This is a genomic window from Pseudomonas sp. TSO6 (genome assembly GCF_056098905.1).
Genome location: NZ_JBLZWV010000016.1, coordinates 1 through 25,942, shown reverse-complemented (window position 1 = coordinate 25,942; position 25,942 = coordinate 1). Strand labels below are relative to the sequence as shown.

The 25,942-nt window shown below is 62.5% G+C and carries 24 protein-coding genes; 12 read left to right on the top strand and 12 right to left on the bottom strand.

The window, feature by feature from the left end:
- Both ACN6NG_RS05185 and ACN6NG_RS05180 read left to right on the top strand, forming a co-directional pair.
- A partial coding sequence (locus tag ACN6NG_RS05185) for a hypothetical protein (RefSeq protein ID WP_474313128.1) occupies nucleotides 1–389 on the top strand: 389 nt, incomplete at its 5' end.
- A 90-nt stretch (nucleotides 390–479) separates the two neighbouring features.
- The gene (locus ACN6NG_RS05180) at nucleotides 480–1,376 is read left to right on the top strand and encodes a formate/nitrite transporter family protein (RefSeq protein WP_063422157.1); all 897 of its coding nucleotides are present in this window, start codon (nucleotides 480–482) and stop codon (nucleotides 1,374–1,376) included.
- Nucleotides 1,377–1,379: 3 nt separating this feature from the next.
- Here ACN6NG_RS05180 and ACN6NG_RS05175 read toward each other — a convergent pair whose 3' ends face one another.
- Nucleotides 1,380–2,471, bottom strand: a complete 1,092-nt coding sequence (locus ACN6NG_RS05175) for an MBL fold metallo-hydrolase (RefSeq protein WP_041167608.1) — start codon at nucleotides 2,469–2,471, stop codon at nucleotides 1,380–1,382.
- A 130-nt stretch (nucleotides 2,472–2,601) separates the two neighbouring features.
- Between ACN6NG_RS05175 and ACN6NG_RS05170 the strand changes: the two genes are divergently transcribed.
- Nucleotides 2,602–3,675, top strand: a complete 1,074-nt coding sequence (locus ACN6NG_RS05170) for a diguanylate cyclase (protein WP_063422158.1) — start codon at nucleotides 2,602–2,604, stop codon at nucleotides 3,673–3,675.
- A gap of 50 nt (nucleotides 3,676–3,725) precedes the next feature.
- Nucleotides 3,726–6,311 (top strand): bifunctional diguanylate cyclase/phosphodiesterase, encoded by a 2,586-nt coding sequence (locus ACN6NG_RS05165; protein ID WP_474313126.1) that lies wholly within the window; start codon nucleotides 3,726–3,728, stop codon nucleotides 6,309–6,311.
- Nucleotides 6,312–6,398: 87 nt separating this feature from the next.
- On the opposite strand, the gene ACN6NG_RS05160 is transcribed toward ACN6NG_RS05165, so the two are convergent.
- Both ACN6NG_RS05160 and ACN6NG_RS05155 read right to left on the bottom strand, forming a co-directional pair.
- Nucleotides 6,399–6,722, bottom strand: a complete 324-nt coding sequence (locus tag ACN6NG_RS05160) for a DUF2025 family protein (protein ID WP_016498271.1) — start codon at nucleotides 6,720–6,722, stop codon at nucleotides 6,399–6,401.
- Nucleotides 6,723–6,882: 160 nt separating this feature from the next.
- Nucleotides 6,883–7,800 carry a LysR family transcriptional regulator gene (locus ACN6NG_RS05155; RefSeq protein WP_197899386.1) on the bottom strand — a complete coding sequence of 306 codons (918 nt, stop codon included), beginning with the start codon at nucleotides 7,798–7,800 and terminating at the stop codon, nucleotides 6,883–6,885.
- Nucleotides 7,801–7,911: 111 nt separating this feature from the next.
- On the opposite strand from ACN6NG_RS05155, the gene ACN6NG_RS05150 reads away from it, so the two are divergent.
- Nucleotides 7,912–8,670, top strand: coding sequence for an SDR family NAD(P)-dependent oxidoreductase (locus ACN6NG_RS05150; protein ID WP_474313124.1), 759 nt, complete (start codon nucleotides 7,912–7,914; stop codon nucleotides 8,668–8,670).
- Between the two features lie 145 nt (nucleotides 8,671–8,815).
- Here ACN6NG_RS05150 and ACN6NG_RS05145 read toward each other — a convergent pair whose 3' ends face one another.
- The 7 genes from ACN6NG_RS05145 to ACN6NG_RS05115 all read right to left on the bottom strand — a co-directional run bounded on the left by ACN6NG_RS05145 (nucleotide 8,816) and on the right by ACN6NG_RS05115 (nucleotide 13,664).
- Complete coding sequence (locus ACN6NG_RS05145; protein WP_016498268.1) at nucleotides 8,816–9,685, bottom strand: efflux RND transporter periplasmic adaptor subunit; 870 nt, start codon at nucleotides 9,683–9,685, stop codon at nucleotides 8,816–8,818.
- A gap of 12 nt (nucleotides 9,686–9,697) precedes the next feature.
- Nucleotides 9,698–9,904, bottom strand: coding sequence for a DUF1656 domain-containing protein (locus ACN6NG_RS05140; RefSeq protein WP_019473332.1), 207 nt, complete (start codon nucleotides 9,902–9,904; stop codon nucleotides 9,698–9,700).
- On the bottom strand, nucleotides 9,891–11,879 hold the full coding sequence (locus ACN6NG_RS05135; RefSeq protein WP_474313123.1) for an FUSC family protein: 1,989 nt from the start codon (nucleotides 11,877–11,879) through the stop codon (nucleotides 9,891–9,893). The genes ACN6NG_RS05140 and ACN6NG_RS05135 overlap by 14 nt, the downstream gene beginning before the upstream one ends.
- A gap of 216 nt (nucleotides 11,880–12,095) precedes the next feature.
- Nucleotides 12,096–12,212 carry a cytochrome c oxidase subunit CcoM gene (gene ccoM, locus ACN6NG_RS05130; RefSeq protein ID WP_003254862.1) on the bottom strand — a complete coding sequence of 39 codons (117 nt, stop codon included), beginning with the start codon at nucleotides 12,210–12,212 and terminating at the stop codon, nucleotides 12,096–12,098.
- Between the two features lie 134 nt (nucleotides 12,213–12,346).
- Entirely contained in the window at nucleotides 12,347–12,508 is a 162-nt protein-coding gene (locus ACN6NG_RS05125) for a hypothetical protein (RefSeq protein ID WP_003254864.1), read from the bottom strand.
- Between the two features lie 67 nt (nucleotides 12,509–12,575).
- Nucleotides 12,576–12,905 (bottom strand): hypothetical protein, encoded by a 330-nt coding sequence (locus tag ACN6NG_RS05120; protein ID WP_016498265.1) that lies wholly within the window; start codon nucleotides 12,903–12,905, stop codon nucleotides 12,576–12,578.
- Between the two features lie 63 nt (nucleotides 12,906–12,968).
- The gene (locus ACN6NG_RS05115) at nucleotides 12,969–13,664 is read right to left on the bottom strand and encodes a M949_RS01915 family surface polysaccharide biosynthesis protein (protein WP_474313122.1); all 696 of its coding nucleotides are present in this window, start codon (nucleotides 13,662–13,664) and stop codon (nucleotides 12,969–12,971) included.
- 162 nt (nucleotides 13,665–13,826) lie between these two features.
- Between ACN6NG_RS05115 and rapA the strand changes: the two genes are divergently transcribed.
- Together rapA and ACN6NG_RS05105 are read left to right on the top strand one after the other, a co-directional pair.
- Nucleotides 13,827–16,673, top strand: a complete 2,847-nt coding sequence (rapA, locus tag ACN6NG_RS05110) for an RNA polymerase-associated protein RapA (RefSeq protein WP_063422164.1) — start codon at nucleotides 13,827–13,829, stop codon at nucleotides 16,671–16,673.
- A 293-nt stretch (nucleotides 16,674–16,966) separates the two neighbouring features.
- Nucleotides 16,967–19,231, top strand: coding sequence for a putative bifunctional diguanylate cyclase/phosphodiesterase (locus ACN6NG_RS05105; protein ID WP_063422165.1), 2,265 nt, complete (start codon nucleotides 16,967–16,969; stop codon nucleotides 19,229–19,231).
- Here ACN6NG_RS05105 and ACN6NG_RS05100 read toward each other — a convergent pair.
- On the bottom strand, nucleotides 19,131–20,018 hold the full coding sequence (locus ACN6NG_RS05100; protein ID WP_063422166.1) for an NAD(P)-dependent oxidoreductase: 888 nt from the start codon (nucleotides 20,016–20,018) through the stop codon (nucleotides 19,131–19,133). The genes ACN6NG_RS05105 and ACN6NG_RS05100 overlap by 101 nt on opposite strands.
- Before the next feature lie 170 nt (nucleotides 20,019–20,188).
- The gene (locus tag ACN6NG_RS05095) at nucleotides 20,189–20,500 is read right to left on the bottom strand and encodes a DUF2288 domain-containing protein (RefSeq protein WP_063422167.1); all 312 of its coding nucleotides are present in this window, start codon (nucleotides 20,498–20,500) and stop codon (nucleotides 20,189–20,191) included.
- A 359-nt stretch (nucleotides 20,501–20,859) separates the two neighbouring features.
- On the opposite strand from ACN6NG_RS05095, the gene ACN6NG_RS05090 reads away from it, so the two are divergent.
- The 5 genes from ACN6NG_RS05090 (at nucleotide 20,860) to ACN6NG_RS05070 (ending at nucleotide 25,804) form a co-directional block, all read left to right on the top strand.
- Nucleotides 20,860–21,975, top strand: coding sequence for a branched-chain amino acid ABC transporter substrate-binding protein (locus tag ACN6NG_RS05090; RefSeq protein ID WP_063422168.1), 1,116 nt, complete (start codon nucleotides 20,860–20,862; stop codon nucleotides 21,973–21,975).
- Nucleotides 21,976–22,161: 186 nt separating this feature from the next.
- Complete coding sequence (gene livH, locus ACN6NG_RS05085) at nucleotides 22,162–23,085, top strand: high-affinity branched-chain amino acid ABC transporter permease LivH (RefSeq protein ID WP_008097482.1); 924 nt, start codon at nucleotides 22,162–22,164, stop codon at nucleotides 23,083–23,085.
- The gene (locus ACN6NG_RS05080) at nucleotides 23,082–24,338 is read left to right on the top strand and encodes a high-affinity branched-chain amino acid ABC transporter permease LivM (RefSeq protein ID WP_197899391.1); all 1,257 of its coding nucleotides are present in this window, start codon (nucleotides 23,082–23,084) and stop codon (nucleotides 24,336–24,338) included. The genes livH and ACN6NG_RS05080 overlap by 4 nt, the downstream gene beginning before the upstream one ends.
- A complete protein-coding gene (gene livG, locus ACN6NG_RS05075) occupies nucleotides 24,335–25,102 on the top strand; it encodes a high-affinity branched-chain amino acid ABC transporter ATP-binding protein LivG (protein WP_003254878.1) in 768 nt (255 codons plus the stop codon). The genes ACN6NG_RS05080 and livG overlap by 4 nt, the downstream gene beginning before the upstream one ends.
- A complete protein-coding gene (locus ACN6NG_RS05070; RefSeq protein ID WP_016498257.1) occupies nucleotides 25,103–25,804 on the top strand; it encodes an ABC transporter ATP-binding protein in 702 nt (233 codons plus the stop codon).
- Nucleotides 25,805–25,942 lie beyond the last annotated feature (138 nt).

Sequence of the window (25,942 nt, the reverse complement as noted above, 5' to 3'; positions counted from 1 at the left end):
CCATGATCAAACTCTTCAGTTCAATACTGCTTGGGTTTTTAAGAAACCCTAAACTTGGCTCAGCAATCTCAAATGACTATGTGATTTCTCGCATGGTCACTTGTGATGCTGATAATCTTGTTGACTATCAGTCCGCACTCACAAGCACCCACACGAATTGCTTGATTCAATTTGTTAAAGAGCGTTTGGTTAAGAGCTTTTCGTCTCAACCGAGGCGCGCATTCTACGCTTTCCTCATTTGCTGTCAAGCGTTTATTTTGAAGTTTTTTACAACCGCTTCCTTTCGAAAGCTAACAACTTCAAACACTTACCGCTTGCCCCGAAGCGTTTGTCGCTGCGAGGTGGCGAATAATACGCGCTTTGAAATTAGAGTCAACACCTTGATCTAAAAAACTTTCCAAAGGTGTTTCGCTGCCTCCTGGCAACTAATGGAAGCGCAGCGGATCTGTAATGAAACACCCCCACGGAGCGTAGCGGCCATGAGCGATGGGCAAAGCGAGAAAACCCCGGGCCTGTCTGCAGATGAAGAGCAGGAGGTCAGCCACAACCAGCCGCCGCGGGCGGCAGTGCTGCACGAAATCATTCGCTACCAGGGCGACCAGGAGCTGGAGCGTACGCTCGCCGCGCTGTGGTGGTCGGCACTGGCCGCCGGCTTGTCCATGGGCCTGTCGCTGATGGCCATGGGGCTGTTCTACGCCCGCCTGCCGGACGGCGACAGTGCCCAGGTGGTTGCCAGCATCGGCTACAGCGCAGGCTTTCTTGCCGTTATCCTGGCACGCCAGCAACTGTTTACCGAAAACACCCTCACCGCCGTGCTGCCCGTCATGACCTCCCCTACCCTGGCCAACTTCGGTCGCCTGTTGCGCCTGTGGGGCGTGGTACTGCTCGGCAACCTGGCCGGCACCCTACTGGTGGCCTGGGTCATGCTGGAGCTGCCGATCTTCGACAGCAAGACGGATGTGGCCTTTTTGGAGATTGGCCGCAAGGTCATGAAGAACGACGTCAGCCAGATGTTCGCCAAGGGCATCGTCTCGGGCTGGATGATCGCCACCATGGTCTGGATGATCCCGTCCATGGAGCACGCCAAGATCTGGATCATCCTGATGATCACCTACCTGATGGCCCTTGGCGACTTCACTCATATAGTAGTGGGCTCGGTCGAGGTGTCTTATCTGGTCTGGGCCGGCGATGAGACCTGGCGCAGCTTCTTGCTGGAATTCGCCTTGCCGACCCTGGCGGGCAATATCATTGGCGGCAGCTTTATCTTCGGCCTGATCAGCCATGCTCAGGTACGCAGTGACAGCGGCAAGCCGCCCTCGCAACTATTGAAAGACGACCAGGACCGGCCCTCGCGCAGCAGGGACGACAAACATTGAAGCTCAGCGTGCCGCCATTGTGCGCTCGTTCGCCTGGCCCCGCTGGCGCACAGGCCGCGGCTGCCACCAGTTTTGCCCGGCATGCGGTGAGCCAAGGCTGACCCGCTCGCCCATCTGCGGCGTACTCAGGCGCACCTGAGCCTGATTGGCCAGCGTCAGTATGCGTTCGAAGGGCTCCTGCCAGCCGTGGATAGACAGGTCGAAAGTGCCATTGTGAATCGGCAGCATCCAGCGCCCGCGCAAATCCAGGTGGGCCTGCAAGCTCTGCTCCGGCTGCATGTGCACATCGGGCCAGGCGACGTTGTAGGCGCCGGTTTCGATCATGGTCAGGTCGAACGGCCCGAAACGTTCACCTATCTGCTTGAACCCGTCGAAGTACCCGGTATCGCCACTGAAGAACACCCGCACATCCTCATCGACAATCACCCAGGACGCCCACAACGTCCGATTGCTGTCCAGCAGCCCGCGCCCGGAAAAGTGCTGTGCCGGGGTAGCGACGAAGCGCACGCCTTCCACCACGCTTTCCTGCCACCAATCCAGCTGCCGCACTTTCGCAGGGGCCACGCCCCAGCGCATCAGCAGGTCGCCCACACCCAGTGGCGCCAGAAACACCCCGGTGTGCGGCGCCAGCTGGCGAATGGCCTGTTCGTCGAGGTGGTCGAAGTGATCGTGCGACAGCACTACCGCAGCCAGCGGTGGCAACTGGTCCAATGCCAGCGGCGGCGCATGGAAGCGCAAGGGGCCCGCCCATTGCACGGGCGAGGCGCGCTCCGCGAACACAGGGTCGGTGATGAAGAAGCGCCCGCGCAATTTCAGCAATACCGTGGAATGCCCCAAGCGCCATAAGCTGTGGTCCGGGGCATCGAGCACCTGCTGGCGGGTCATGGGCTGGAGGCTGATTGGCGTGGCTGGCCGGGTTTGCGGCGGCTTGCGCAGGAACAGGTACTTGAGCCCGATGCGCAGCTTTTTCAGCACGCCATCCTGCGGCCGCACCGCCTGGTTATGGAAACGCCCATCCTGCTGGGGTGCCGGCTCGCCGGCGTGGTTGGCCAAAGGGACCATCAGCAGCACTCCAAGCAACAGGAAAGCCTTCATGTTACCCCACAGTGATCGCATCAACCGTGAATTGGCTTGTAAGATCATTTTTCGCCGATGAAACTGTGTTCAACAATATTCACGTGAGTTATGCGATAAACGGCACCCCGGCAGAAGAACAATGAGCATGATGGACAACCGCAGCGGCAAAGGCCTTACATTCGTCAAGCGCATCTACCTGCCACGCGTTATCGGCCTGGGTATCGGCCTGTTCAGCGTCATGGCCGGCATGGCTACGCTGACGCCGCCTGTCTGGGTATGGGTGCTGGTGCTGTTCAACGGGCTGTTGTGGCCGCACGTGGCCTACTTCTGGGCTAGCCGCTCGACAACCCCTTATCAGGCAGAACAGCGCAACTTGCTGCTCGATTCGCTGATGGGCGGGTTCTGGGCCGCCGCCATGCACTTCAACCCGTTGCCCAGTGTGACCGTGCTGTCGATGATGACCATGAATAACGTCGCTGCCGGCGGCAAGCGGATGGTCGTGCGCGGGGCGCTGGCCCAGCTGGCCGGCATGCTTGTCGCCGTCCTGGCGCTCGGCCCCGGCCTGCAGCTGAACGCCACGCCCCTGCAGGTTTATGCCTGCCTGCCGATGCTGACGCTGTACCCGCTGGCCCTGGGCTGGGTGTGCTACCAACTGGCGATCAAGCTGGCCGACCACAAGCGCCGGCTGAGCGCCCTGACCCTCACAGACAGTCTGACCGGGCTGCTCAACCATGGCGCCTGGAAAGACCTGCTGCTGCTGAAGTTCCACGCCTGTAAACAACAACAGGGAGGCGCGGTCATTGCCCTCATCGACATCGACCATTTCAAGACCATCAACGACACCTTCGGCCATGTGGTCGGAGATTGTGTACTGCGTCAGCTCAGTGCCGAGCTACGGCGCAACCTGCGCGATGGCGACCAGGCCGGTCGCTACGGCGGCGACGAGTTCTGCGTCATCCTCCCGGACACCAGCGAAGCTCAGGCCTGCCTCGCCATGGAGCGCCTGCGCGAACGGGTCGCCAACTACCGTAACCCGCAGTTGCCGCACCTGCGCATCAGCCTCAGCATCGGCCTGTCAGCTTTCGAGGCTGGCCTCGAGTCCCCGGAACACTGGCTTGAACAGGCGGACAAGGCGCTTTACACCGCCAAGCACGCAGGCCGTGACCAAGTCAATTTTGCCCGCGGCGAGGCTGCGACGCTCAGGCTGGCCTATCCTGATTGAACCTCCTGCCTGATTGCCCGGTGGGGGCTGCTTGAAGGAGCTGCTCGCGCATGGCCAGGACCGCCAACCTACCACCCGCAAGCCCCACGCCGCGCTTTCAGGTACGCCACCTGATTGCCGGTTTCAGCGCTGTTTTCGGGCTGGCCTGCCTGGTCACCCTCGGAGCGCTGTTCAATATTGCGACCACGCTTGACCAACAGGAGCGCCAGCGTAGCGCCTTTCATGCGACCCAGGCGCTGGAGCAACGGCTGCTGGCCTCACGCCAGTTTCTGTCCAGCTATGCCGTATGGGATGCGGCCTTCGAGCACCTGGCGGGGAATGCCGACTGGAAGTGGGCCTACGAGGAAAAGAACATAGGCGAGTCGCTGTACAGCGCCAGCGGCTACGAAGGTGTGTTCGTGGTGGAAAACGACCGCACCACCTATGCCTTGTTCAAAGGACAACCCAGCCAGGCAGGCGCCAACACCTATATAGATGCGCCGCTGCAGCCGATCATCGACCTGGCCCGTGCGGCGGCCATTCCCCGCGAGCAGATAACCCGTTTCGTGCTGTTCAATGGCTGGCCGGCCGTACTCAGTGCCGCAGCCGTACGCCCGGACCGCGACGTCACCGACAGCGAGGTAAGCCAGGCGTCAGTGATGCTGTTCGTCGACCAGCTTACCGAAGAAAAACTGGCGCAGCTGGGCAAGGGTGCCGGCCTGGCCGGCATGCACGTGGAAAAGGAAGACATGCAGCAGCATGACCATCTGCGTATCGACCTGGGTGACACCGGCTATCACCTGTCCTGGAGCAGCCCGCTGCCTGGTCACCAATTGCTGTGGGCGGTAATGCCAGCCCTGCTGGGCGCGCTGCTGATACTCGGCCTGATCATGCTGTACCTGTTCCGCCTCACCTTGCGCAGCTCGCGGGCAATCGGCCTGACGCTTTCACACTTGCAGCAGAGCAACCAGGCCCTGGAGGCCAGCGAGCAGCGGTTTCGCGCGGTGGCCGAGTCGGCATCCGACTGGATCTGGGAAACCGACCGGCAACAACGCCTGACGTACCTGTCGCAGCGCTTTGCCAATGTCACCGGCTACCCGGTGGACGACTGGCTGGGTCACCCGCTCAACCAGTTGCTGGCCTGCGATACCACGCCGCTCTCACCTTGGCTGGATGCCCTCGCCAACGCAGACCCGCAACAGTTGGCCAACCTGCGCTGTACTTACCGCGACCAGAATGGCCAAAACCGCTACTGCAGGATTTCGGCCCGCGCCATCTGGTATGACGACACACCCATCGGTTTTCGCGGCACCGCCAGCGACATCACCGACGAAGTCGACGCCCACGCACGCATCCAGCACCTGTCGTTGCACGACCCCCTTACCGGGCTGGCCAACCGCAACAAGCTCGCCAGGCACCTGGAGCAGGCTTTGCTGCGCGGCAGTGACTCGCCGCCATTGACCCTGCTGCTGCTGGATCTGGACAACTTCAAACCGATCAACGACTCCCTCGGCCATGGCGCCGGGGATGCGGTGCTGCAGGAAGTGGCGACGCGCCTGCGCGACACTACCCGCGATGGCGACCTGGTCGCACGCCTGGGCGGCGACGAGTTCATTGTGGTGCTCAGCGGCATGGACAACCGCAGCGAAGTCGACCGCTTCTGCGCACGCCTGATCAGCCTGCTGCAGCAACCCATCAGCTATGACAGCCAACCGCTGCACGTCGGGGTCAGTATCGGCGTCGCTCAGACCCGCACCCAGGGTTTCGATGCCGGCGAACTGATCCGCTGCGCCGACATCGCCCTGTACCAGGCCAAGGCCGATGGCAAGAATACCTGGCGCTACTTTGCCGCCGAAATGAACCAGCAGATCCAGTACCGCCGCCAGTTGGAAAATGACTTGCGCCGGGCCCTGCGCAACCAGGAATTCGAGCTGCATTACCAGCCACGCTACCGCCTCAGCGACCTGCGCATCGTCGCGGTCGAAGCCTTGCTGCGCTGGCAGCACCCGCAGGAAGGGTTGCTGGGGCCGGATACCTTCATCCCGCTGGCCGAGCAAAGCGACATCATCGTCGCGCTGGGCCGCTGGGTGCTGCGCGAAGCTTGCCGCACTGCCCACGACTGGCCCGCCGACATTCTGGTTTCGGTGAACCTGTCGCCTGCGCAGTTCCTGCGTAGCGATGTGGTCGCCGACGTGCGCGAGATCCTGCTGGACACCAGCTTCCCGGCCCAACGCCTGGAGCTGGAAATTACCGAAAACGTGATGCTCAACGACATCGAGGGCGCGCTGGGCACCATGCTGTCACTCAAGGAACTGGGCGTACGCCTGAACATGGACGACTTCGGCACCGGCTACTCATCGCTGGGCTACCTGCGTACCTACCCGTTCGACAGCATCAAGATCGACAAGCGCTTTATCAGTGGCCTGAGCAGCAAGGGCGGCAGCGACCGCGCCGTGGTGCAGGCCATCATCAACCTGGGTGAGGCGATGGGGTTGACGGTAACTGCCGAGGGTGTAGAGAGCGAACAGCAACTCAGCGCGCTGGAAAAGGACCACTGCCACGAAGTGCAGGGCTTTTACCTGAGCCGGCCGCTGGACAGTGCCGGGCTGGCAGCGCTGCTGCAGCAACCCTCTCAAAGCACTGCACAGCCCTTGTAGGAGCAGCCTTGTGCTGCGAAGAGGCCGGTGAAGTGCAGCTTGTACCGGCCTCTTCGCAGCACAAGGCTGCTCCTACAAGGGCCGGGTTTATTGCTGCATGCTGCGTTCGGCCACGATCTCCGGCAGATCCCGGCGGCGCAGGTAGGCGCGCAGTGGCTCAGCAATATTCAAGCGGTCATCCACATGCTGCTCCAGCAGCAGCGCCAGCCGCTCACGGCACAGCGCCATGCGCTGCCCTTGCTCGGCACGCCAGACAAACTCGCTGCAGGGGGTAATGCTGTCGTCGGCCACATCCATGCCGAACGAGTCCTCGGAAAAACGCACGATATGAACTCCGCGCTTGCCATGAAAACCGACAAAGCCCTTGAGCTGGTCGGCGGCATTGCAGATGTCCTGGGAAGTAATGGCCATGACGTAACCTCGCAATGAAATCGGAAGATACGCACGCCTGGCGGGGATCGGTCGCCTCTACCGGGCAACTCGCAAACTGGAGCCTAACGCAAGTGGCAGGCCGTTCGCCACGGGTTTTGGTGCTTGCCCCGCACGTCTGCACCTGCGCCCGGCACCCTGTTCAGCGTTCACTTGGGGCTGGGTCGACCTGCGACGCCAGCACTGCCGCCAGCCACTGCATGAACGCCTGAACCCGGCGCGGAACGTGCCGTTGCCGGGCATACAACAGCGACACCCGCATGGCCGGGGCCTGCCAGTCTTCCAGCAGTGAAACCAGCTCGCCCCGCTGCAGGTGCTCGGCAACCCCCACCGCCGGTACCTGGATCAGCCCCAGCCCGGCCAGGCAAGCCGCCGAGTACGCCTCGGCGTTGTTGACCGTGACCACACCCGCCATGGCCTGATAGCGCAGCTCATCCCCTTGCAGGTACTCGAACCCGGCGCTGCGTGCACCCAGGTTGCGCACGTAATGCACCAGCTGGTGCCCGGCCAGTTCCTGCGGCGTCTGCGGTACGCCGTAGCGGGCCAGGTACGCGGGGCTGGCACAGTTGCGCATGCTCAGTTGCCCGACCGGCCGTGCCACAACATCCAGGTCATGCAGGGCACCTATGCGCATCACGCAGTCGAACCCTTCGCGCAGCAGATCCACCTGGCGGTCAGTACAACTGAGCTCCACCTCCAGCCGCGGAAAGCGCTGCAAAAACTGCGGCAACGCCGGGATGATGACCCGCCGGGCCATCATGGTCGGCAGGTCGATGCGCAGGCGCCCTGCCAGCTCGGCATCGTCGGCGCTGAACAGGCTCTCGATCTCGTCCATGCCTGACAGCAGGTCTTTGCTGCGCTCGTACAGCAAGGCGCCATCCTGGGTCGCCTGTACCCGGCGGGTAGTACGGTTGAACAACTGCGTGCCCAACAATTTTTCCAGCGCCCTGACCTGCTCTGACACAGTCGAGCGTGGCAGCCTCAGGCTCTCGGCCGCCAAGGTGAAACTGCGGACCTCACTGACCCGCACGAAGGTGCGCAACAACTCAAGCTTGTTCATTCGGGCCTCGACTATCCGGATTTACCGAACAGTATTTCCATTTTCGCAGGATTTAACAGCTTCACGCCGACCAATAACCTGCGCTCATCCACCCACCTTGAGGTTTCCACCATGACCCGCAAAATTGCCCTGATCACTGGCGCCAGCCGCGGCCTTGGCCGCAATGCTGCCGAACACCTGGCCGCACGCGGTATCGATGTCATCGGCACTTACCACAGCAAGGCCGACGAAGCCCAAGCCTTAGTTGCCCGACTGGAACAGGCCGGGGCCAAGGCGGCGATGCTGCAACTGGACGTTGGCGACAGCAGCAGTTTTGCCAGCTTCGCCGAGCGCCTGGGCACCACCCTGCAGCAGCACTTTGGCCGCGAGCGTTTTGACTTTCTGGTGAACAATGCCGGGATCGGGCTGAACGTGCCGTACACAGAAGCCAGCGAGGCGCAGTTTGACCAGTTACTGAATATTCAGCTCAAAGGGCCGTTCTTCCTAACTCAGCGCCTGCTGCCGCTGTTGGTCGACAATGGCCGCATCGTCAACATTTCCACCGGCCTGGCGCGCTTTGCACTGCCGGGGTATGCCGCCTATGCCGCGATGAAGGGCGCCATGGAGGTGCTGACCCGCTACCAGGCCAAGGAACTGGGCGCGCGTGGCATCCGGGTTAACATTCTGGCGCCGGGGGCGATCGAGACCGATTTTGGTGGCGGCGTGGTGCGGGATAACCAGCAGGTGAATGAGTACATTGCCGGCAATACGGCGCTGGGCCGCGTGGGCTTGCCGGATGATATCGGCGCAGCGATTGCGCTGTTGCTGGAAGACGGCAATGGCTGGATTACCGGGCAACGGCTGGAAGTGTCGGGTGGCATGTTCCTCTGAGGCTCACGGCACGCTAGGCGATGCGCCGTACCTGTAGGGGCAGCCTTGCGCTGCGAAGAGGCCGGCATGGCCAACACAACTACATTGCCTGTACTGGCCTCTTCGCAGCACAAGGCTGCTCCTACAAGTTAACAAGGCAGCACCATCACTGCTCGCCCCGGTCCTCATGCACCTGCACGCTCGCGGTCATGCCTGCACTCAGGGTCACCCCTTCCGGTACCTGGTCCAGGCGAATCCTTACGGGTATGCGTTGGGCCAGCCGCACCCAGTTGAAGGTTGGCTCCACCTCCGGCAGCAACTGGCTGTCCGGGTTGCTGTTGCGGTCGGTGATGCCGCGGCTGATGCTCTCCACATGCCCCTGCATCGGCTCGCCCGCACCCATCAGCCAGACTTTCACCGTGTCTCCCACGCGAATACGCGGCAGCTTGGTTTCCTCGAAGTAGGCCTGGATATAGAAGGTTGAATCATCCACCAGGGCCATTACCGATTGCCCGGTGTTCACATAGTTACCCTCGGCCAGACGCAGGTTGGTGATATGCCCGCTGCGTGGCGCCCGCACTTCACTACGCGCCAGGTTGATCTTGGCAACCTGCAACTGCGCTTCGGCCTCATGCAGTTCACCACGCGCAATGGCGGCATTGATCTGGGCATTTTCACGCAGTTCGGCACTGATCGCCTCTGGCCCCAGGGCGGTGCGCCGGGCTGCCTCGCGCTCGCGCAAGCGCAGTTGCTGCGCGCGGGTCTCGGTCACCGCACTGGCCTGGTCGAAGGCCGCCTGGAAGCGCTCGCGGTCGATGCTCATCAACAGGTCGCCAGCCTTGACCTGCTGGTTATCACGAGCCTTCAGCTCACGTACCCAGCCGGACACGTCAGGGGCGATCACCACCACATCGGCGCGCACACGGGCGTCGCGGGTCCAGGGCGTGAGCATGTAGTACTGCCACAGCTGGTAGCCGGCCCACACGGCCAGAGCCACCACACACAGCGTTACCAGGGTACGTACGGCCGCACGCATCGAAACACTCCTTTATAAAGCTCCCAGCAGCCTCACCACCAGGAACAACACACAAACGAACAGCGCTGCATCGAACAACGCTTCATGCCAGATCCAGCGCCCCAACGGCGTCGCCTGCACCACCAGGCGCAACACGCCGGTGAGCACCAGTGCCAGCAACACATAAAGCAGAAACGGGCTGAGCAGCACGCCGCCCACTTCCCATTCACGCAACCCCATGGGCTTCCTCCTGCCAACGGCACCATTTGCCCCAGCTTTTCTGCAATTGCAGCACCGCACCTTCGGCCAGCCGCAGCGGGTCACTCGCAGGCAGCCGACGCAAGGCGGCAATGAACTGTTCACTGGCCGCGTCCAGGCGCTGCCCGCGCCCGGCGGCCGGCCCTTTGGCCAGTACCGCCTCTACCTGCTGCAAGTACTCGCGCTCGGCCCGCCCCAAGGGGGCTTGGGCAACCGCCAGGCACATGCGCAGGTGCACCAGCTCATCGCCGATATCCAGCCCGTGCAGGCCGTCATCCCAGCGCTTGCGCTCGTTTTCGGGCAGCTCGCCAGCATGCCGCGCCAGTTGCATCAGGCGGTCGGCCATGCGCCCGCCAAACCAGCTGTCGGCACCGCGCAGCTCACGCCGGGTCAGGCGCACCAGGTCGCTCTGGGTGGCTGCCCGCAGGCGCCGGCCCAGCCAGGCTGGGTGGCGGAACACCAGTAAACGGAAGGCCATCACCGCTGCCGACACCCCCACCAGCATCGCCAGTGCACTGTTGAGCATGGTCGCCACACCAAACTGCATGGCGTTGAGCGGGGACACCAGCACAATGAAGTGCAGGCAATAGGAAGTGGCGGTGGCCCCGATGCGTGGGTGGGCCATGCCCAATGCGCCGAAAAACAACGGCACGCCCATGGCCAGGCAAAGCATGGCGAAGCTGCTCCATTGTGGCAGCAGGATCTGCCCGACCAGAAACGCCGCAGGTATCGCCAGGAAGATCCCGCGCAGGAAGCTCAGGCCAATCTGCGCGCCGTTCTCGCGGCTGGCGAACAGGCTGCAGACCACGCAAGTCAACACCAGGCCACCCGGCGCCGAAGGCCACGCCGTCGCCAGCCAGAAGCCGCTCATCACCAGAAAAGCCAGTGCGCTGCGTGAGCCGAACAGCAAGGCCAGCGACCAGTCGCGGTGCACGGCCAGGCCTTGGGATACATCCTTGGGCGCCCTGCCCGCCTCCACATCCTCCAGCGCCACGCTGGCGGCCATGGCGTAATCCAGTAGCAAGGCCATGCGCGCCAGGCAGTAGTGCTCCGTCGAACTGATCTGCTCATCATGGGCGGCATCCCAGATGCGCTGGCGCAGCAGCAACAGGCTGGGCTGGTCGGGTTTGGCCAGAAGCGCGCGAACCTCTGCCAGCCAGTGTGCCAGGTGTGCTGCCTCACGCTCATCGAGTTGCCGCCACTGCCGGCGCACCGAGCGCGAGATGCGCAACAGCACCATCAGCTTCTGGCTCAGACCACGAATGGCGCGAGCTCGCTGGCGCCCGCGGTTGCCTTCGAACCAGGCATGTTCACGCTGGCTGTCGATGGCAACGATACGCCCCAGGCTCTCCAGCAAGCCTTTGCGCGCCTCATCTTCGCCGCCCAGCATGGCACTGGCAGCCTGCAGGCCGTTCTGCCAGGCCTGCCGCGCCTGCCCGCCCAATTGCTGCTCCACCCGCATTGGCCAGAGCAAGGCACTGGTGGCGGTGGCGCAAAAAATACCCAGGCAGATCTCGGTACAGCGCGCCACGGCCTGGTCGAATACCTGCAACGGGTGGTCGATGGCCGGCAAGGCAATAATCGCCGCGGTGTAGCCAGCCAATACAAAGGCATAGGCCCAGGCGCTGCGCAGTTGGGTCGAGGCAGCAGTACACAGCGCCAGCCATAGCGCCAGGGTAATGAGGAACAAGCCAGGGGTCTGGGCAAACAGGCCGATGAACACCACTGACATGACCGTGCCGACCAAGGTGCCGGCCAGCCGTGCCAGGCCTTTCTGCACCACCATCCCTGACAGTGGCTGGGCGACGATGAAGGCGGTCATCAGTGCCCAGGACGGCTGCTCCAGGCCCCAGCGCATCGCCAGCCACAACGCCAGGCCGCCACCGAGCAAGGTCTTGATGGCGAACTTGAGGGCGAGGCTGGTGGGGGCGAACAGGGCCTGAAGGGTGATGGGCACTAGGCGGACCTTGCGGGGAATGGTCGTACTGAAAAGATAGACAACGGAGAGAAGGATAATGCGGAAACGATTAATTAGCTAGCTAATCATCTTTATTGAAACATCGGTAAGCCTGTGCTGCGAAAGGGCCGGCACAGCCAACACTTAAATCCCAGGCAAAAAAAATGGGCGACCGAAGTCGCCCTAAATGCCTTGCGTGCTCGTGTACCCGAAAGGTCAGCGCGGCTTGCGCTTGTTCGAGTCCTTCCAGATGAAAATGCCCAGACCGGCAAAGAAAGCGACCATCAACCCGACCGTTACCACACCAGCGATAACCACGTTGTCGAAGAACATGCTGGCCTCCCATTCGTCTGCCGTTGTCCGATGGGTGAACGTTAACCAATGTGAGGGGGGAGAAAATTGACCAAGGTCAATGGTGCCCGGGGCCGGGCACGCGAGGCGGGTGCAGGGTTGACCTGCGTCAAGTTTCAGCGCTTCTTCGGTTTGCCCTTGGGCTTCTTTTTCTTGCTGGTGCTCAACGGCAGGGCCTGCTCGAACGCGTTGCGCATTTCGTTCAGGCGCTTTTCCTTGAGGTCGTGGACGCGCTTGGCGCGTTCGGCATCAAAATCGATGAGGTTGTCTTGGCTCATGGGCAGGCTCGACGATCAACTGAGGCTTGCATGATGAAGCCAGGCGCAGGCGCTGACCAGCCCCGCGTCAGACTTCGATATCCACCAGCAGCCCCTGGCGTACGTGCTCGCCCATCAACGGGGCGACCGGCACGGTGTTGTCAGCGTTGACCTCGTCACCTGGCACGGCACTGTAGCGATCCTGGTCGCCCTGCTTGCGACGTTGCTGCTGGCGCCGCTGCTCCTCGCGCAGCAACAGCACCTGCTCCTGCGGGTCGCGCTGGTGCTTGAGGTCGATGCCACTTTCGCTGGACGTAGGCTGCGCCGGCACCACCGGCTTGATGTCGGGGGTCGGCTTGACCGGGTCCAGTTGCGAGGTCACCGGGGCAGCGCTGAGCGGGATGATTGGCGGCAGCATGGACGTTCTCCTATGCCCCCTGTATCGGCAGGCGCGGGTTTACCTTGATGTCATGGACAACAATTACTCGGCTTCGTCGTCAGGATCATCGTCGTTTGGCGGGCTGGCTTCGCTCCAGGGCCGCTTGTAAACCTGCTGCCAGACCGCATCCATGTGGTCGCGCAGCACCTGCGGCGCGGCTTTGAGCGAGGCACTGTCATCCCGGTCACCGCCGACCGGCTCCTCACCCGCCGGGCTGATCAGTGACTGGCCGGTGATGGTGTAGCTGGCCTGCCCTTCGCGCATCTCGATAGCGATATCGTGCGGGTCGATGCCGCCGCCACAGAAGGCATGGCTGGCCACCGTAACCTCGGCCACATCATCCTTGTTGAGGTCGCTGACATCACTGACGTCGGTATAGAAGTCCACGTCCAGGTCCAGCCCCGGGCAGGTGGTTTCCTGCTCGATCTGCCAGCGCGCCTTGAATGCATCGCTTTCGGCAGTGCGCCCGTACAAGGTGGCCTTGAGTACCACCTTGTCCACTTCCTGCTCGCTTTCCGGGTCGCTGGCCTGGCCATCGCTGCGGCTCAATACCAACAGGCCTTCACCGTCGCGGTCACGAAAGTGCACGCTCTTGATCGGCGTCTGCACGCCCAGGACCTCAAGCTGCTCCATCGGGATGGCCGGCAAGGTCTCAAAGTTTTTCTGCTCGCAGGCGGCCAGCAGCAACAGGCTGCCCACGGCCATGGAAGCGCTGATCCAGCGGTGCTTGGCAGACATGTTGATCCGGGGCCCTCGTCAGCTGCACGGTGCAAGACGATGAAACGGCTAGACTGACTAACTTCCTGTTGTCGATCGGCACCTTTCGGTGCGTTCGCACTTTGGTCTGACCGGCCGATCCGTTAACATAATCGGCTTTTTCATCGCGGGAGTTCAGGCAGTATGGCGCAGCAGTATCAACCGGGGCAACGCTGGATCAGCGACAGCGAAGCAGAGCTCGGCCTGGGTACCATCCTGGCGCAGGATGGCCGCCTGTTGACCGTGCTCTACCCGGCCACTGGCGACACACGCCAGTATTCCCTGCGCAACGCGCCGCTGACCCGCGTGCGCTTCTCGCCAGGTGACCAGATCACCCACTTCGAGGGATGGAAGCTGACCGTGCGCGAAGTCGACGACATCGACGGGCTGATGGTCTACCACGGCCTGGACGGTCAGAACCAGCCGCGTACCCTGCCAGAAACCCAGCTGTCGAACTTCATCCAGTTCCGCCTGGCAAGTGACCGGCTGTTTGCAGGGCAGATCGACCCCCTGTCGTGGTTCAGCCTGCGCTACAACACCCTGCAGCACACCAGCAAACAGATGCAGTCGGCGCTGTGGGGCCTGGGTGGCTGCCGCGCGCAACCGATCGCCCACCAGTTGCACATCGCTCGCGAAGTCGCCGACCGCAGCGCCCCGCGGGTACTGCTGGCCGACGAAGTGGGCCTGGGTAAAACCATCGAGGCCGGCCTGGTGATCCATCGCCAGCTGCTCTCGGGCCGCGCCAGCCGCGTGCTGATCCTGGTACCGGAAAACCTCCAGCACCAGTGGCTGGTGGAAATGCGCCGCCGCTTCAACCTGCAAGTGGCCCTGTTTGATGCCGAGCGCTTTATCGAAAGCGACGCCAGCAACCCGTTCGAGGATGCCCAGCTGGCGCTGGTTGCACTGGAATGGCTGGTCGACGACGAAAAAGCCCAGGACGCATTGTTTGCCGCTGGCTGGGACATGATGGTCGTCGACGAGGCCCACCACCTGGTCTGGCACGAAGACCAGGTCAGCGCCGAATACGGCCTGGTCGAGCAACTGGCCCAGGTGATCCCGGGCGTGCTGCTGCTCACCGCCACCCCCGAGCAGCTTGGCCAGGACAGCCACTTCGCCCGCCTGCGCCTGCTCGACCCCAACCGCTTCCACGACCTGGCCGCCTTCCGCGCCGAGAGCGAGCACTATCGCCCGGTAGCTGAAGCCGTGCAGGAGCTGCTCGATGAAGGCCGGCTTTCGCCCAAGGCCCACGCCACCATCCAGGGTTTCCTGGGTGCCGAAGGCGAAGCCCTGCTGGCTGCGGTCAGCGACGGCGACAGCCAGGCCAGCGCACGCCTGATCCGCGAACTGCTGGACCGCCACGGCACCGGCCGCGTCCTGTTCCGCAACACCCGTGCGGCGATCCAGGGCTTCCCCGAGCGCCAGCTGCACCCTTACCCGCTGGCCACACCCGAGCAATACCGCGACCTGCCAGCCGGCGAGCACGCCGAGCTGTACCCGGAAGTCGCCTTCCAGGCCCAGGGTGATGTGGCTGACGACGAGCGCTGGTGGCGGTTCGACCCACGCGTCGACTGGCTGATCGACACCCTGAAGATGCTCAAGCGCACCAAGGTGCTGGTGATCTGCGCGCACGCCGAAACCGCCATGGACCTGGAAGACGCCCTGCGCGTGCGCTCCGGCATCCCGGCCTCGGTGTTCCATGAAGGCATGAACATTCTCGAGCGCGACCGCGCCGCCGCCTACTTCGCCGACGAAGAATTCGGTGCGCAAGTGCTGATCTGCTCCGAGATCGGCAGCGAAGGCCGCAACTTCCAGTTCGCCCACCACCTGGTGATGTTCGACCTGCCAGCACACCCGGACCTGCTCGAACAGCGCATCGGCCGCCTTGACCGGATCGGCCAGAAGCACACCATCCAGTTGCACATCCCGTACCTGCTGGGCAGCCCGCAAGAGCGCCTGTTCCAGTGGTACCACGAGGGCCTTAACGCCTTCCTCAACACCTGCCCCACCGGCAACGCCCTTCAGCACCGGTTCGGCCCACGCCTGCTGCCGTTGCTTGAAGGTGGCGAGAGCAAGGCCTGGGATACCCTGGTGGCCGACGCCCGCAGCGAGCGCGAGCGCCTGGAAGCCGAATTGCACACTGGCCGCGACCGCCTGCTGGAGCTCAACTCCGGCGGTGCTGGCGAAGGCCAGGCGCTGGTCGAGGCCATTCTCGAACAGGACGACCAGTTTGCCCTGCCTATCTACATGGAAACCCTGTTCGACGCCTTCGGCATCGACAGCGAAGACCATTCCGAGAACGCCCTGATCCTCAAGCCGAGCGAAAAGATGCTCGATGCCAGCTTCCCGCTGGGCGACGACGAAGGCGTGACCATCACCTACGACCGTGCCCAGGCGCTGTCGCGTGAGGACATGCAGTTCCTCACCTGGGAGCACCCGATGGTGCAGGGCGGCATGGACCTGGTGCTGTCCGGCTCTATGGGCAACACCGCCGTGGCACTGATCAAGAACAAGGCACTCAAGCCGGGCACCGTCCTGCTCGAATTGCTGTTCGTCAGCGAGGTGGTGGCACCACGCAGCCTGCAGCTGGGCCGCTACCTGCCGCCGGCGGCACTGCGCTGCCTGCTCGACGCCAATGGCAACGACCTCGCTTCCCGCGTGGCTTTCGAAACTCTCAACGAGCAGCTCGAAAGCGTGCCGCGTGCCAGCGCCAACAAGTTTGTCCAGGCCCAGCGGGACGTGCTCGCCAAGCGCATCAGTGGCGGTGAAGAGAAGATCATGCCGACGCACGTCGAGCGCGTAGCCGAAGCCCAGCGCCGTCTGGCAGCCGAGGCCGACGAAGAGCTCGCCCGCCTGGTGGCACTGCAAGCGGTCAACCCGAGCGTGCGCGACAGCGAAATCGACGCCCTGCGCAAGCAGCGTGAAGACGGCCTAGCGATGCTGGACAAAGCCGCCTTACGCCTGGAGGCCATTCGCGTGCTGGTGGCTGGCTGATCTGACACGCCCACTGGTGGCCTGACCACCATCTGTAGGAGCAGCCTTGTGCTGCGAAGAGGCCGTATGCCCCACAAGATTATTGTGAGGCGTACGGCCTCTTCGCAGCACAAGGCTGCTCCTACACCTATATGCCCCTCTTTATGCCTGATGGCGATTGGGTTGATAACCAAATCGTAGAAATCAATATGCCATTATTCAGGAAGGCTTAAACACCTCTTCCTATACTGCCTCTGGACAGTCTGCACAGGGTTGTAGAGCAGACGAGTGAAAACTCGATCATGGGGCACTCAATGGAATGGCTGGGGCTGCAACTGTTCGCCGACCTTCCGGCAACCGGGCGCATCGTTATCGATTGCCGCCATGAACCGTTCCTGGTGCTGCTCGCCTACTTCGTTGCCAGCGCGGCTTGCTTCGCGACCCTCGACATGGCCGAGCGCCACTCCCACAGCGAAGACCCCACTGCCCACCGACAATGGCACATGCTTGGCGCCTGCTGCCTGGCCGGTGGCATCTGGGCCATGCACTTCATCAGCATGCTGGCCTTCCAGGCGCCGGTGGAGGTGCACTACGACGTTTCCCTCACCATTCTTTCGCTGCTCATCGCCTTGGGCGTCGCCTGGGTGACCATGCACAGCCTCGACCGCAGCCAGATGCGCGCGCATCACTTCCTGCTGAGCGCAGTACTGATCGGACTGGGCATCATCCTCATGCACTTTGTCGGCATGGCTGCGATGCAAACCGGTGCCCAGCAGTACTACCAGTCTGGCCTGTTGCTGGCCTCCGCTGCCCTTGCCCTGCTCACCAGCCTGGCAGCGTTGTGCCTGGCCCGGTACTTGCGCAATGGCAGCGGCACCCTGCACCAAGCCATGAAGTACGGTGCCAGCCTGCTGATTGCCGGTGGTATCGTCGCCACCCACTTTAGCGCCATGTCGGCCATGACCCTGGTGATCCCGGCCGACACCGCACTGCGCCTGCCCTCTGGTGACAACAGCCTGCAACTGGGGCTGGGCATCGGCTTCATCACCCTGCTTATCAGTGGCGCCAGCATCAGCGCCGCACTGGCCGACAAGAAGCTGCAGAGCAAGGAGCACGACCTGCGCCGGGTCAGCATACTGCTCAGCCAACTGGACCAGGCCCGCGCCTCGCTGCAGCAGGCCGCGCACTACGACGCCCTGACCAATCTGGTAAACCGCCGTGGCTTCAACCAGGTGTTCGCCGAGCGGCTGGCCGATCACCAGGCCACGGAAAACCGCCTGGCAGTGATGTTCCTCGACATCGACCACTTCAAGCGCATCAACGACAGCCTTGGCCACGACGCTGGCGACGAACTGCTCAAGGTGATCGCCAACCACATCAAGGCCGCCACCCGCAATCAGGACTTGGTTGCACGCCTGGGCGGCGACGAGTTCTGCGTGGTCACCAGCCTCAACAGCTGCGACGAAGCCCGCCACCTGGCACAGCGCATCATGCAACGGATGAAAGAGCCCATCGACCTGGGTGGGCGGCGCATGGTCATGACCACCAGCATTGGCGTCAGCATTTTCCCCGACGACGGCAACAGCGCCGAAGAACTGCTCAAGCATGCCGACCTCGCCCTTTACCAGTCCAAGGATAGCGGGCGCAACAGCCTGCACTTTTTCAACCACAACCTGAAAACGCAGGCCTCCTTTGCCCTGCAACTGGAAGAAGAGCTGCGCCTGGCCCTGCTCGAAGAGCGTGGCCTGTGCGTGCATTACCAACCTATCTTCGACATGCACAGCGGGCAGGTGGCCAAGCTCGAAGCCCTGGTGCGCTGGCATCACCCCCAGCACGGCCTGCTGGCGCCCGATCGCTTCATCGGCATTGCCGAAGCCAACGGCCTGATCATCGACCTTGACCTGTGGGTGATGCGCCACGCCTGCGCCGACCTGGCGCACCTGCAGCGCCACGGTTATGGCGACATCAAGGTGACGGTCAATTGCTCAGCGGTAACCCTCAGCCACGATGAACTGCCCAACGAAGTGGAGAAGGCGCTGTTCCACGCCGGGCTCGCGCCCCGGAACCTGGAGCTGGAAGTGACCGAAAACGCCCTGATGGGCGATATCCAGCGTACCGTCAACCTGCTCAAGCGCGTGCGTGCCCTTGGCGTGGCGCTGTCGATCGACGACTTCGGTACCGGCTACTCGTCACTGGCCTACCTCAAGCGCCTGCCGCTGGACGTGCTGAAGATTGACCGCACCTTCCTGCAGGATGTGCCGGGCAGCCAGAAGGACCGCGAGATCGTCCAGGCGATCATCGTCATGGCGCATACCCTGCACCTGCAGGTTGTCAGCGAAGGCGTAGAAACCGTCGAACAGCAGGCATTCCTTGAAGCTCATGGCTGCGACTACCTGCAGGGCTACCTGCTGGGCCGCCCGGTACCGCTGGCCGATCTGCGGCCGCTACTGGAGCGGCTGCAGCGCCAAAGCGAGGCAGTCAGCCCTTGTTGCGGTACAGTTCTACAAGGGTCGCCGGATCTTTTTGCAGGTAACCCTGGCTACCGTGCAGGCGCATCAGCTGCGCGGCGAGGCCACTGAGCGGCGTCGCCGAGCCCTGCTCACGGGAAAACCTGACTGCGCCATCGAGGTCTTTGAGCAGCGTGCGCACGTGCCACTTGATTGGCTCGAAGCGGCTTTCGGCCATTTGCGGCGCGAGGATCTGCAGCGGCTTGGAATCGGCAAAGCCACCCGCCAGTGCTTCGGCGATCAGCGTCGCGTCTACCCCGGACTGCTCGGCCAGCGCCACCACTTCGGCGATTACCAGCGCATTGCACGCCACGATCATCTGGTTGCAGGCCTTGGTCACCTGCCCGGCCCCCACAGCCCCCATGTGCGTCACGCGCTGACCAAGCACCTGCAGCACTGGGCGTGCTCGCTCAAGGTCGGCCGCTTCACCGCCAACCATGATCGCCAAGGTACCGGCCTCGGCACCGGGTGTGCCGCCGGACACCGGGGCATCCAGCCAGGCCATGCCGCACAGTACCGCGAGTTCGGCGGCCATTTCACGGGTGGCGGTGGGTTCCAGGCTGGAGAAATCGATCAGCAACTGGCCACTGCGCCCACCCTGGGCAATGCCGTGCTCGCCGAACACCACCTCGCGGACCACGGCCGTGTCGGCCAGGCACAGCAGTACCATGTCGCTGACCTGGCACAATTCGGCGGGGCTGCTGGCCAGGCGCGCGCCGGCAGCGACCAGCGCAGCACACTTGTCCGGGCTGCGGTTCCACACGGTCAGAGGGTACCCCGCCGCCAGCAGGCGTCGGCACATGGGCAGGCCCATCAGGCCAATGCCGGCGAATCCAAGCGAAGGTAGTGCAGTGCTCATCAATGACTCCTGGCTATTCGAATTGTTTTCCAGGCTGGCCGGAACGGTGGACACATTACGCATCCCGTAAACTGTTACCGCCACGCCGAATTGTTACTTACCTCTACCCGCCCTGAACGCCTTCAAGCACCAAAACGGGGCTGCTGCGCATTTTTGCGCACCAAAAAAGATCATGCTTCAGTCGGGCGCTTCGCCTGAATCACGATAAACGGCGAAACCACCACGGCCCAGATCTCTGGATCGCGGCTTTGTAGGTCCAGTGCCTGCTCGGCCGACACCGGCCCAACAGTGCCATCACTACGCCATTTGGCGAAGATCTCGCTGCGATTCTCGGCCATTGCCTCGGCAACAGTGATCAGGTCGAGGCTGGGGTCGACCCAAATCAGGTCACCCTTGGCCCAGAAACGCTCCAGGGCTTTCCACTCGATGATTGCCGTCTCGCCAAGCAATTTGGCATAGAGGGTGCTTGTTTGATCAGTCATGGGCGGTATCCGCAAAAATCAGCCACTAAAAAAGGTCGGCATTTTTGCAGAAAAACCCGGGTACAAATATGTAATTTGGTCGATTGACCCCGAACTTGTGGGGCGGGGTCGCAGATACAGGCCATTTGATGGCGCCTTTTTGTATCTTTCTGTCGAGCAAGCGACAACCCAGGAAACAGGCACTTTTTGACGGCTTTCCAAGCGCTCAAACAGCGCTCTACACTGTACCGGTACAGTTCCGGGACATGTTCCGGGGGAAGGTGGGCTTGCGCGTTGGCATGGCCACGCTGCAAATCCCGCCCGGTCTGTAGCCCTGGCCGCCAGGACTATAAGAATTACAACAGAATGAGTGGAGCACTATGATCAAGATTTCCAAGCTGTTCGCCGCAATGGTACTGGCCGGGGTAGCCAGCCATTCGTTTGCCGCCGATACCATCAAGATCGGCATCGCCGGTCCGAAGACGGGTCCTGTGACCCAGTACGGCGACATGCAGTTCATCGGCGCAAAGCAGGCCATCAAGGATATCAACGCCGCGGGCGGCGTCGATGGCAAGATGCTCGAAGCCAAGGAATACGACGATGCGTGCGACCCTAAACAGGCCGTGGCAGTCGCCAACAAAGTGGTAAACGACGGCGTCAAGTTCGTCATCGGTCACCTGTGCTCCAGCTCCACCCAGCCCGCGTCCGACATCTACGAAGATGAAGGCGTGATCATGATCACCCCGGCCGCCACCTCGCCGGAAATCACCGCCCGTGGCTACAAGCTGATCTTCCGCACCATCGGCCTGGACAGCGCCCAAGGCCCGGCCGCCGGCAACTACATCGCCGACCACGTCAAGCCGAAGGTCGTTGCCGTCCTGCACGACAAGCAACAGTACGGTGAAGGCATCGCCACCGCGGTCAAGCAGACCCTGGAAAGCAAAGGCACCAAGGTTGCCGTGTTCGAAGGCCTGAACGCGGGTGACAAGGACTTCTCCTCGATCATCCAGAAGCTCAAGCAGAACAATGTCGACTTCGTCTACTACGGCGGCTACCACCCAGAGCTGGGCCTGATCCTGCGCCAGGCACAGGAGAAAGGCCTGAAAGCCAAGTTCATGGGCCCAGAGGGCGTGGGTAACGACTCGATCTCGCAGATCGCCCAGAACGCCTCCGAAGGCCTGCTGGTCACCCTGCCGAAGTCGTTCGATGCCGACCCGGAGAACAAGAAGATCGTCGACGCCATCAAGGCTGACGGCAAGGACCCAAGCGGCCCGTTCGTGTTCCCTGCCTACTCTGCGGTAGAACTGATCGCCCAAGGCATCAAGACCGCCAAGTCCGAAGACACCGACAAGGTGGCAGCGGCCATCCACGCTGGTTCCTTCAAGACGCCAACCGGCACCCTGTCGTATGACGAGAAAGGCGACCTGAAAGACTTCAAGTTCGTGGTCTACGAATGGCACTTCGGCAAGCCGAAGACCGAAGTCTCCCCTCAGTAACTGCGTGACTAAATAGCTGACCGTAGAAGCCCACTGTGCGAGCAGTGGGCTTTGTTTTACGAGGTTCATGGGCCCGACTCCCGCGATCCGGGGGCGGGCCCACCTGAAAATCTTAAAACCGTCACCCGCGGTTTCCTGGCATACCCCCGCCAGCGAAATGCAAATCAGGTTTTTAGGAGCGCTGTAATGCCTGAGATCTACCATTTCTTCCAACAACTGGTTAATGGATTGACCATCGGCAGCACCTATGCCTTGATCGCCATCGGCTACACGATGGTGTACGGCATCATTGGCATGATCAACTTCGCCCACGGCGAGGTGTACATGATCGGTTCCTACGTGGCCTTCATCGCCCTGGCGGGCCTGGCCATGATGGGCATCCATTCGCTGCCGATCCTGATGACCGTTGCCTTCGTCGCGACGATCTTCGTTACCAGTGCCTATGGTTACAGTATCGAACGGGTTGCCTACCGCCCCTTGCGCAACAGCAACCGTCTGATCCCGCTGATTTCCGCCATCGGCATGTCGATCTTCCTGCAGAACACCGTCTTGCTGTCGCAAGACTCCAAGGACAAGTCCATCCCCAACCTGATCCCCGGAAGCTTCTCGTTCGGGCCAGGCGGTGCGGAGGAAGTTCTGATCAGCTACATGCAGATCCTGGTGTTCGTGGTCACCCTCGTGGCAATGACCCTGCTTACCCTGTTCATCTCCCGTTCCCGCCTGGGCCGCGCCTGCCGCGCCTGCGCCGAAGACATCAAGATGGCCAACCTGCTGGGCATCAACACCAACAACATCATCGCCCTCACCTTCGTCATCGGTGCCGCCCTGGCGGCGGTGGCGGCCGTGCTGCTGAGCATGCAGTACGGGGTGATCAACCCCAACGCCGGTTTCCTGGTGGGCCTCAAAGCCTTTACCGCGGCGGTGCTGGGTGGCATCGGCAGCATTCCGGGCGCCATGCTCGGTGGGCTGGTGCTGGGTGTAGCCGAAGCCTTTGGCGCCGACATCTTCGGCGACCAGTACAAGGACGTGGTGGCATTCGGCTTGTTGGTTCTTGTCCTGCTATTCCGGCCGACCGGCATCCTGGGCCGCCCGGAGGTTGAAAAAGTATGAGCAAAAATCTCAAACAGGCGTTCTTCAGCGCCTTGCTGGTCTGGGCCGTGGCCTTCCCGGTGCTGGGCCTGAAACTGAGCATCGACGGCATCAGCCTGGTCGTGCACAGCCAGGGTTCGTTCACCATCAGCATCATCGCCGTGTGCTCGGTGTTGATGTTCCTGCGCGTGCTGTTCGACAAGCAGTGGAGTTCGGTGATGGGCCGCCGTTCGGATCGCAAGCTGATCCCGCCGGCCGTCAGCAACTACCTGACCCTGCCCAGGACCCAGCGCTATGTGATCATTGGCCTGATCGTTGCGGCACTGGTGTGGCCGTTCTTCGGCTCGCGCGGTGCGGTCGACATCGCCACGCTGATCCTGATCTACGTGTTGCTGGGCCTGGGCCTGAACATCGTGGTCGGCCTGGCGGGCCTGCTCGACCTCGGTTACGTCGGCTTCTATGCCGTCGGCGCCTACAGCTACGCCATGCTCTCGCACTACCTGGGCTGGAGCTTCTGGGTGTGCCTGCCGATTGCCGGCCTGATGGCCGCCACCTTCGGCTTCCTGCTTGGCTTCCCGGTGCTGCGCCTGCGCGGTGACTACCTGGCGATCGTGACCCTTGGCTTCGGCGAGATCATCCGCCTGTTCCTGCGCAACCTCACCGACTGGACCGGCGGCCCCAACGGCATCAGCAACATCCCCAAGCCGGAGTTCTTCGGCCTGACCTTCGAACGCCGTGCCGCCGAGGGCATGCAGACATTCCACGAGTTCTTCGGGCTGGAATACAACTCGATCAACAAGGTCATCTTCCTCTATCTGGTAGCCCTGCTGCTGGCCCTGCTCGCGCTGTTCGTGATCAACCGCCTGCTGCGCATGCCGATCGGCCGCGCCTGGGAAGCCCTGCGTGAAGACGAGATCGCCTGCCGTGCGCTGGGCCTGAACCCGACCGTGATCAAGCTGTCGGCTTTCACCCTGGGCGCCGCGTTCGCCGGTTTTGCCGGCAGCTTCTTCGCCGCCCGCCAAGGGCTGGTCACACCGGAGTCGTTCACCTTCATCGAGTCGGCGATCATCCTCGCCATCGTCGTGCTCGGCGGCATGGGCTCACAACTGGGCGTGATCCTCGCGGCCATCGTGATGATCCTGCTGCCCGAGCTGATGCGTGAGTTCAGCGAATACCGGATGCTGATGTTCGGTGCGCTGATGGTGTTGATGATGATCTGGCGTCCGCAAGGCTTGCTGCCTATGCAACGTCCACACATGGAGCTGCATCGATGAGCCGTGAAATTCTGCAAGTCAGCGGCCTGAGCATGCGCTTCGGCGGCTTGTTGGCGGTCAACGGCGTGGCCCTGACCGTCAAGGAAAAACAGGTGGTGGCGCTGATCGGCCCAAACGGCGCCGGCAAGACCACCGTGTTCAACTGCCTGACCGGTTTCTACAAGCCCAGCGGCGGCACCATCCTGCTCGATGGCCAGCCGATCCAGGGCCTGGCCGGCCATCAGATCGCCCGCAAGGGCGTGGTGCGGACCTTCCAGAACGTGCGCCTGTTCAAGGAAATGACGGCGCTGGAAAACCTGCTGATCGCCCAGCACCGTCACCTGAACACCAACTTCTTCGCCGGCCTGTTCAAGACCCCCAGCTTCCGCCGCAGCGAGAAGGAGGCCATGGAACGCGCGCAGTACTGGCTGGAGAAGGTCAACCTGACCGAATTCGCCAACCGTACCGCCGGCACCCTGGCCTACGGCCAGCAACGCCGCCTGGAAATCGCCCGCTGCATGATGACCCAGCCGCGCATCATCATGCTCGACGAACCGGCCGCGGGCCTGAACCCGAAGGAAACCGAAGACCTCAAGGCACTGATCGCCTACCTGCGTGAGTCGCACAACGTCACCGTGCTGCTGATCGAGCACGACATGAAGCTGGTGATGAGCATCTCCGACCATATCGTGGTGATCAACCAGGGCACCCCCCTGGCCCACGGCACGCCGGAAGAGATCCGCGACAACCCTGATGTGATCAAAGCCTACCTGGGGGAAGCGTAAATGCTGAAGTTCGAAAACGTTTCCACCTTCTACGGCAAGATCCAGGCGCTGCACAGCGTGAACGTGGAGATCAACCAGGGCGAGATCGTCACCCTGATCGGTGCCAACGGCGCCGGCAAGTCGACCTTGCTGATGACCCTGTGCGGCTCGCCGCAGGCGCACAGTGGCAGCATCAAGTACCTGGGTGAAGAACTGGTCGGCCAGCCGTCCTCGCACATCATGCGCAAGAGCATTGCCGTGGTGCCTGAAGGCCGCCGCGTGTTCGCCCGCCTGACCGTCGAGGAAAACCTGGCGATGGGTGGCTTCTTCACCAACAAGGGCGACTATCAGGAGCAGTTGGACAAGGTGTTGCAGCTGTTCCCGCGCCTGAAGGAGCGCTATATCCAGCGTGGCGGCACCATGTCTGGTGGCGAGCAGCAGATGCTCGCCATTGGCCGGGCGCTGATGAGCAAGCCCAAGCTGTTGCTGCTCGACGAGCCCTCGCTGGGCCTGGCGCCGATCATCATCCAGCAGATCTTCGACATCATCGAACAGCTGCGCCGCGACGGCGTGACCGTGTTCCTGGTGGAGCAGAATGCCAACCAGGCGCTCAAGGTCGCTGACCGGGCCTATGTGCTGGAGAACGGCCGGGTGGTGATGCAGGGGACGGGCGAAGCGCTGTTGACCGACCCGAAGGTGCGGGACGCGTACCTGGGGGGTTGATCGGAAAAGGGCCTTCGCAGACTGTGTGAAAACACACTGACAGGCCCTAGACCAAACGCCCCGACTTGTTCGGGGCGTTTGTTTTTGTGCTGAAAAAGGCTCTTCAGCCCATCAGTTGCATCATTTGCTTGGCACCCA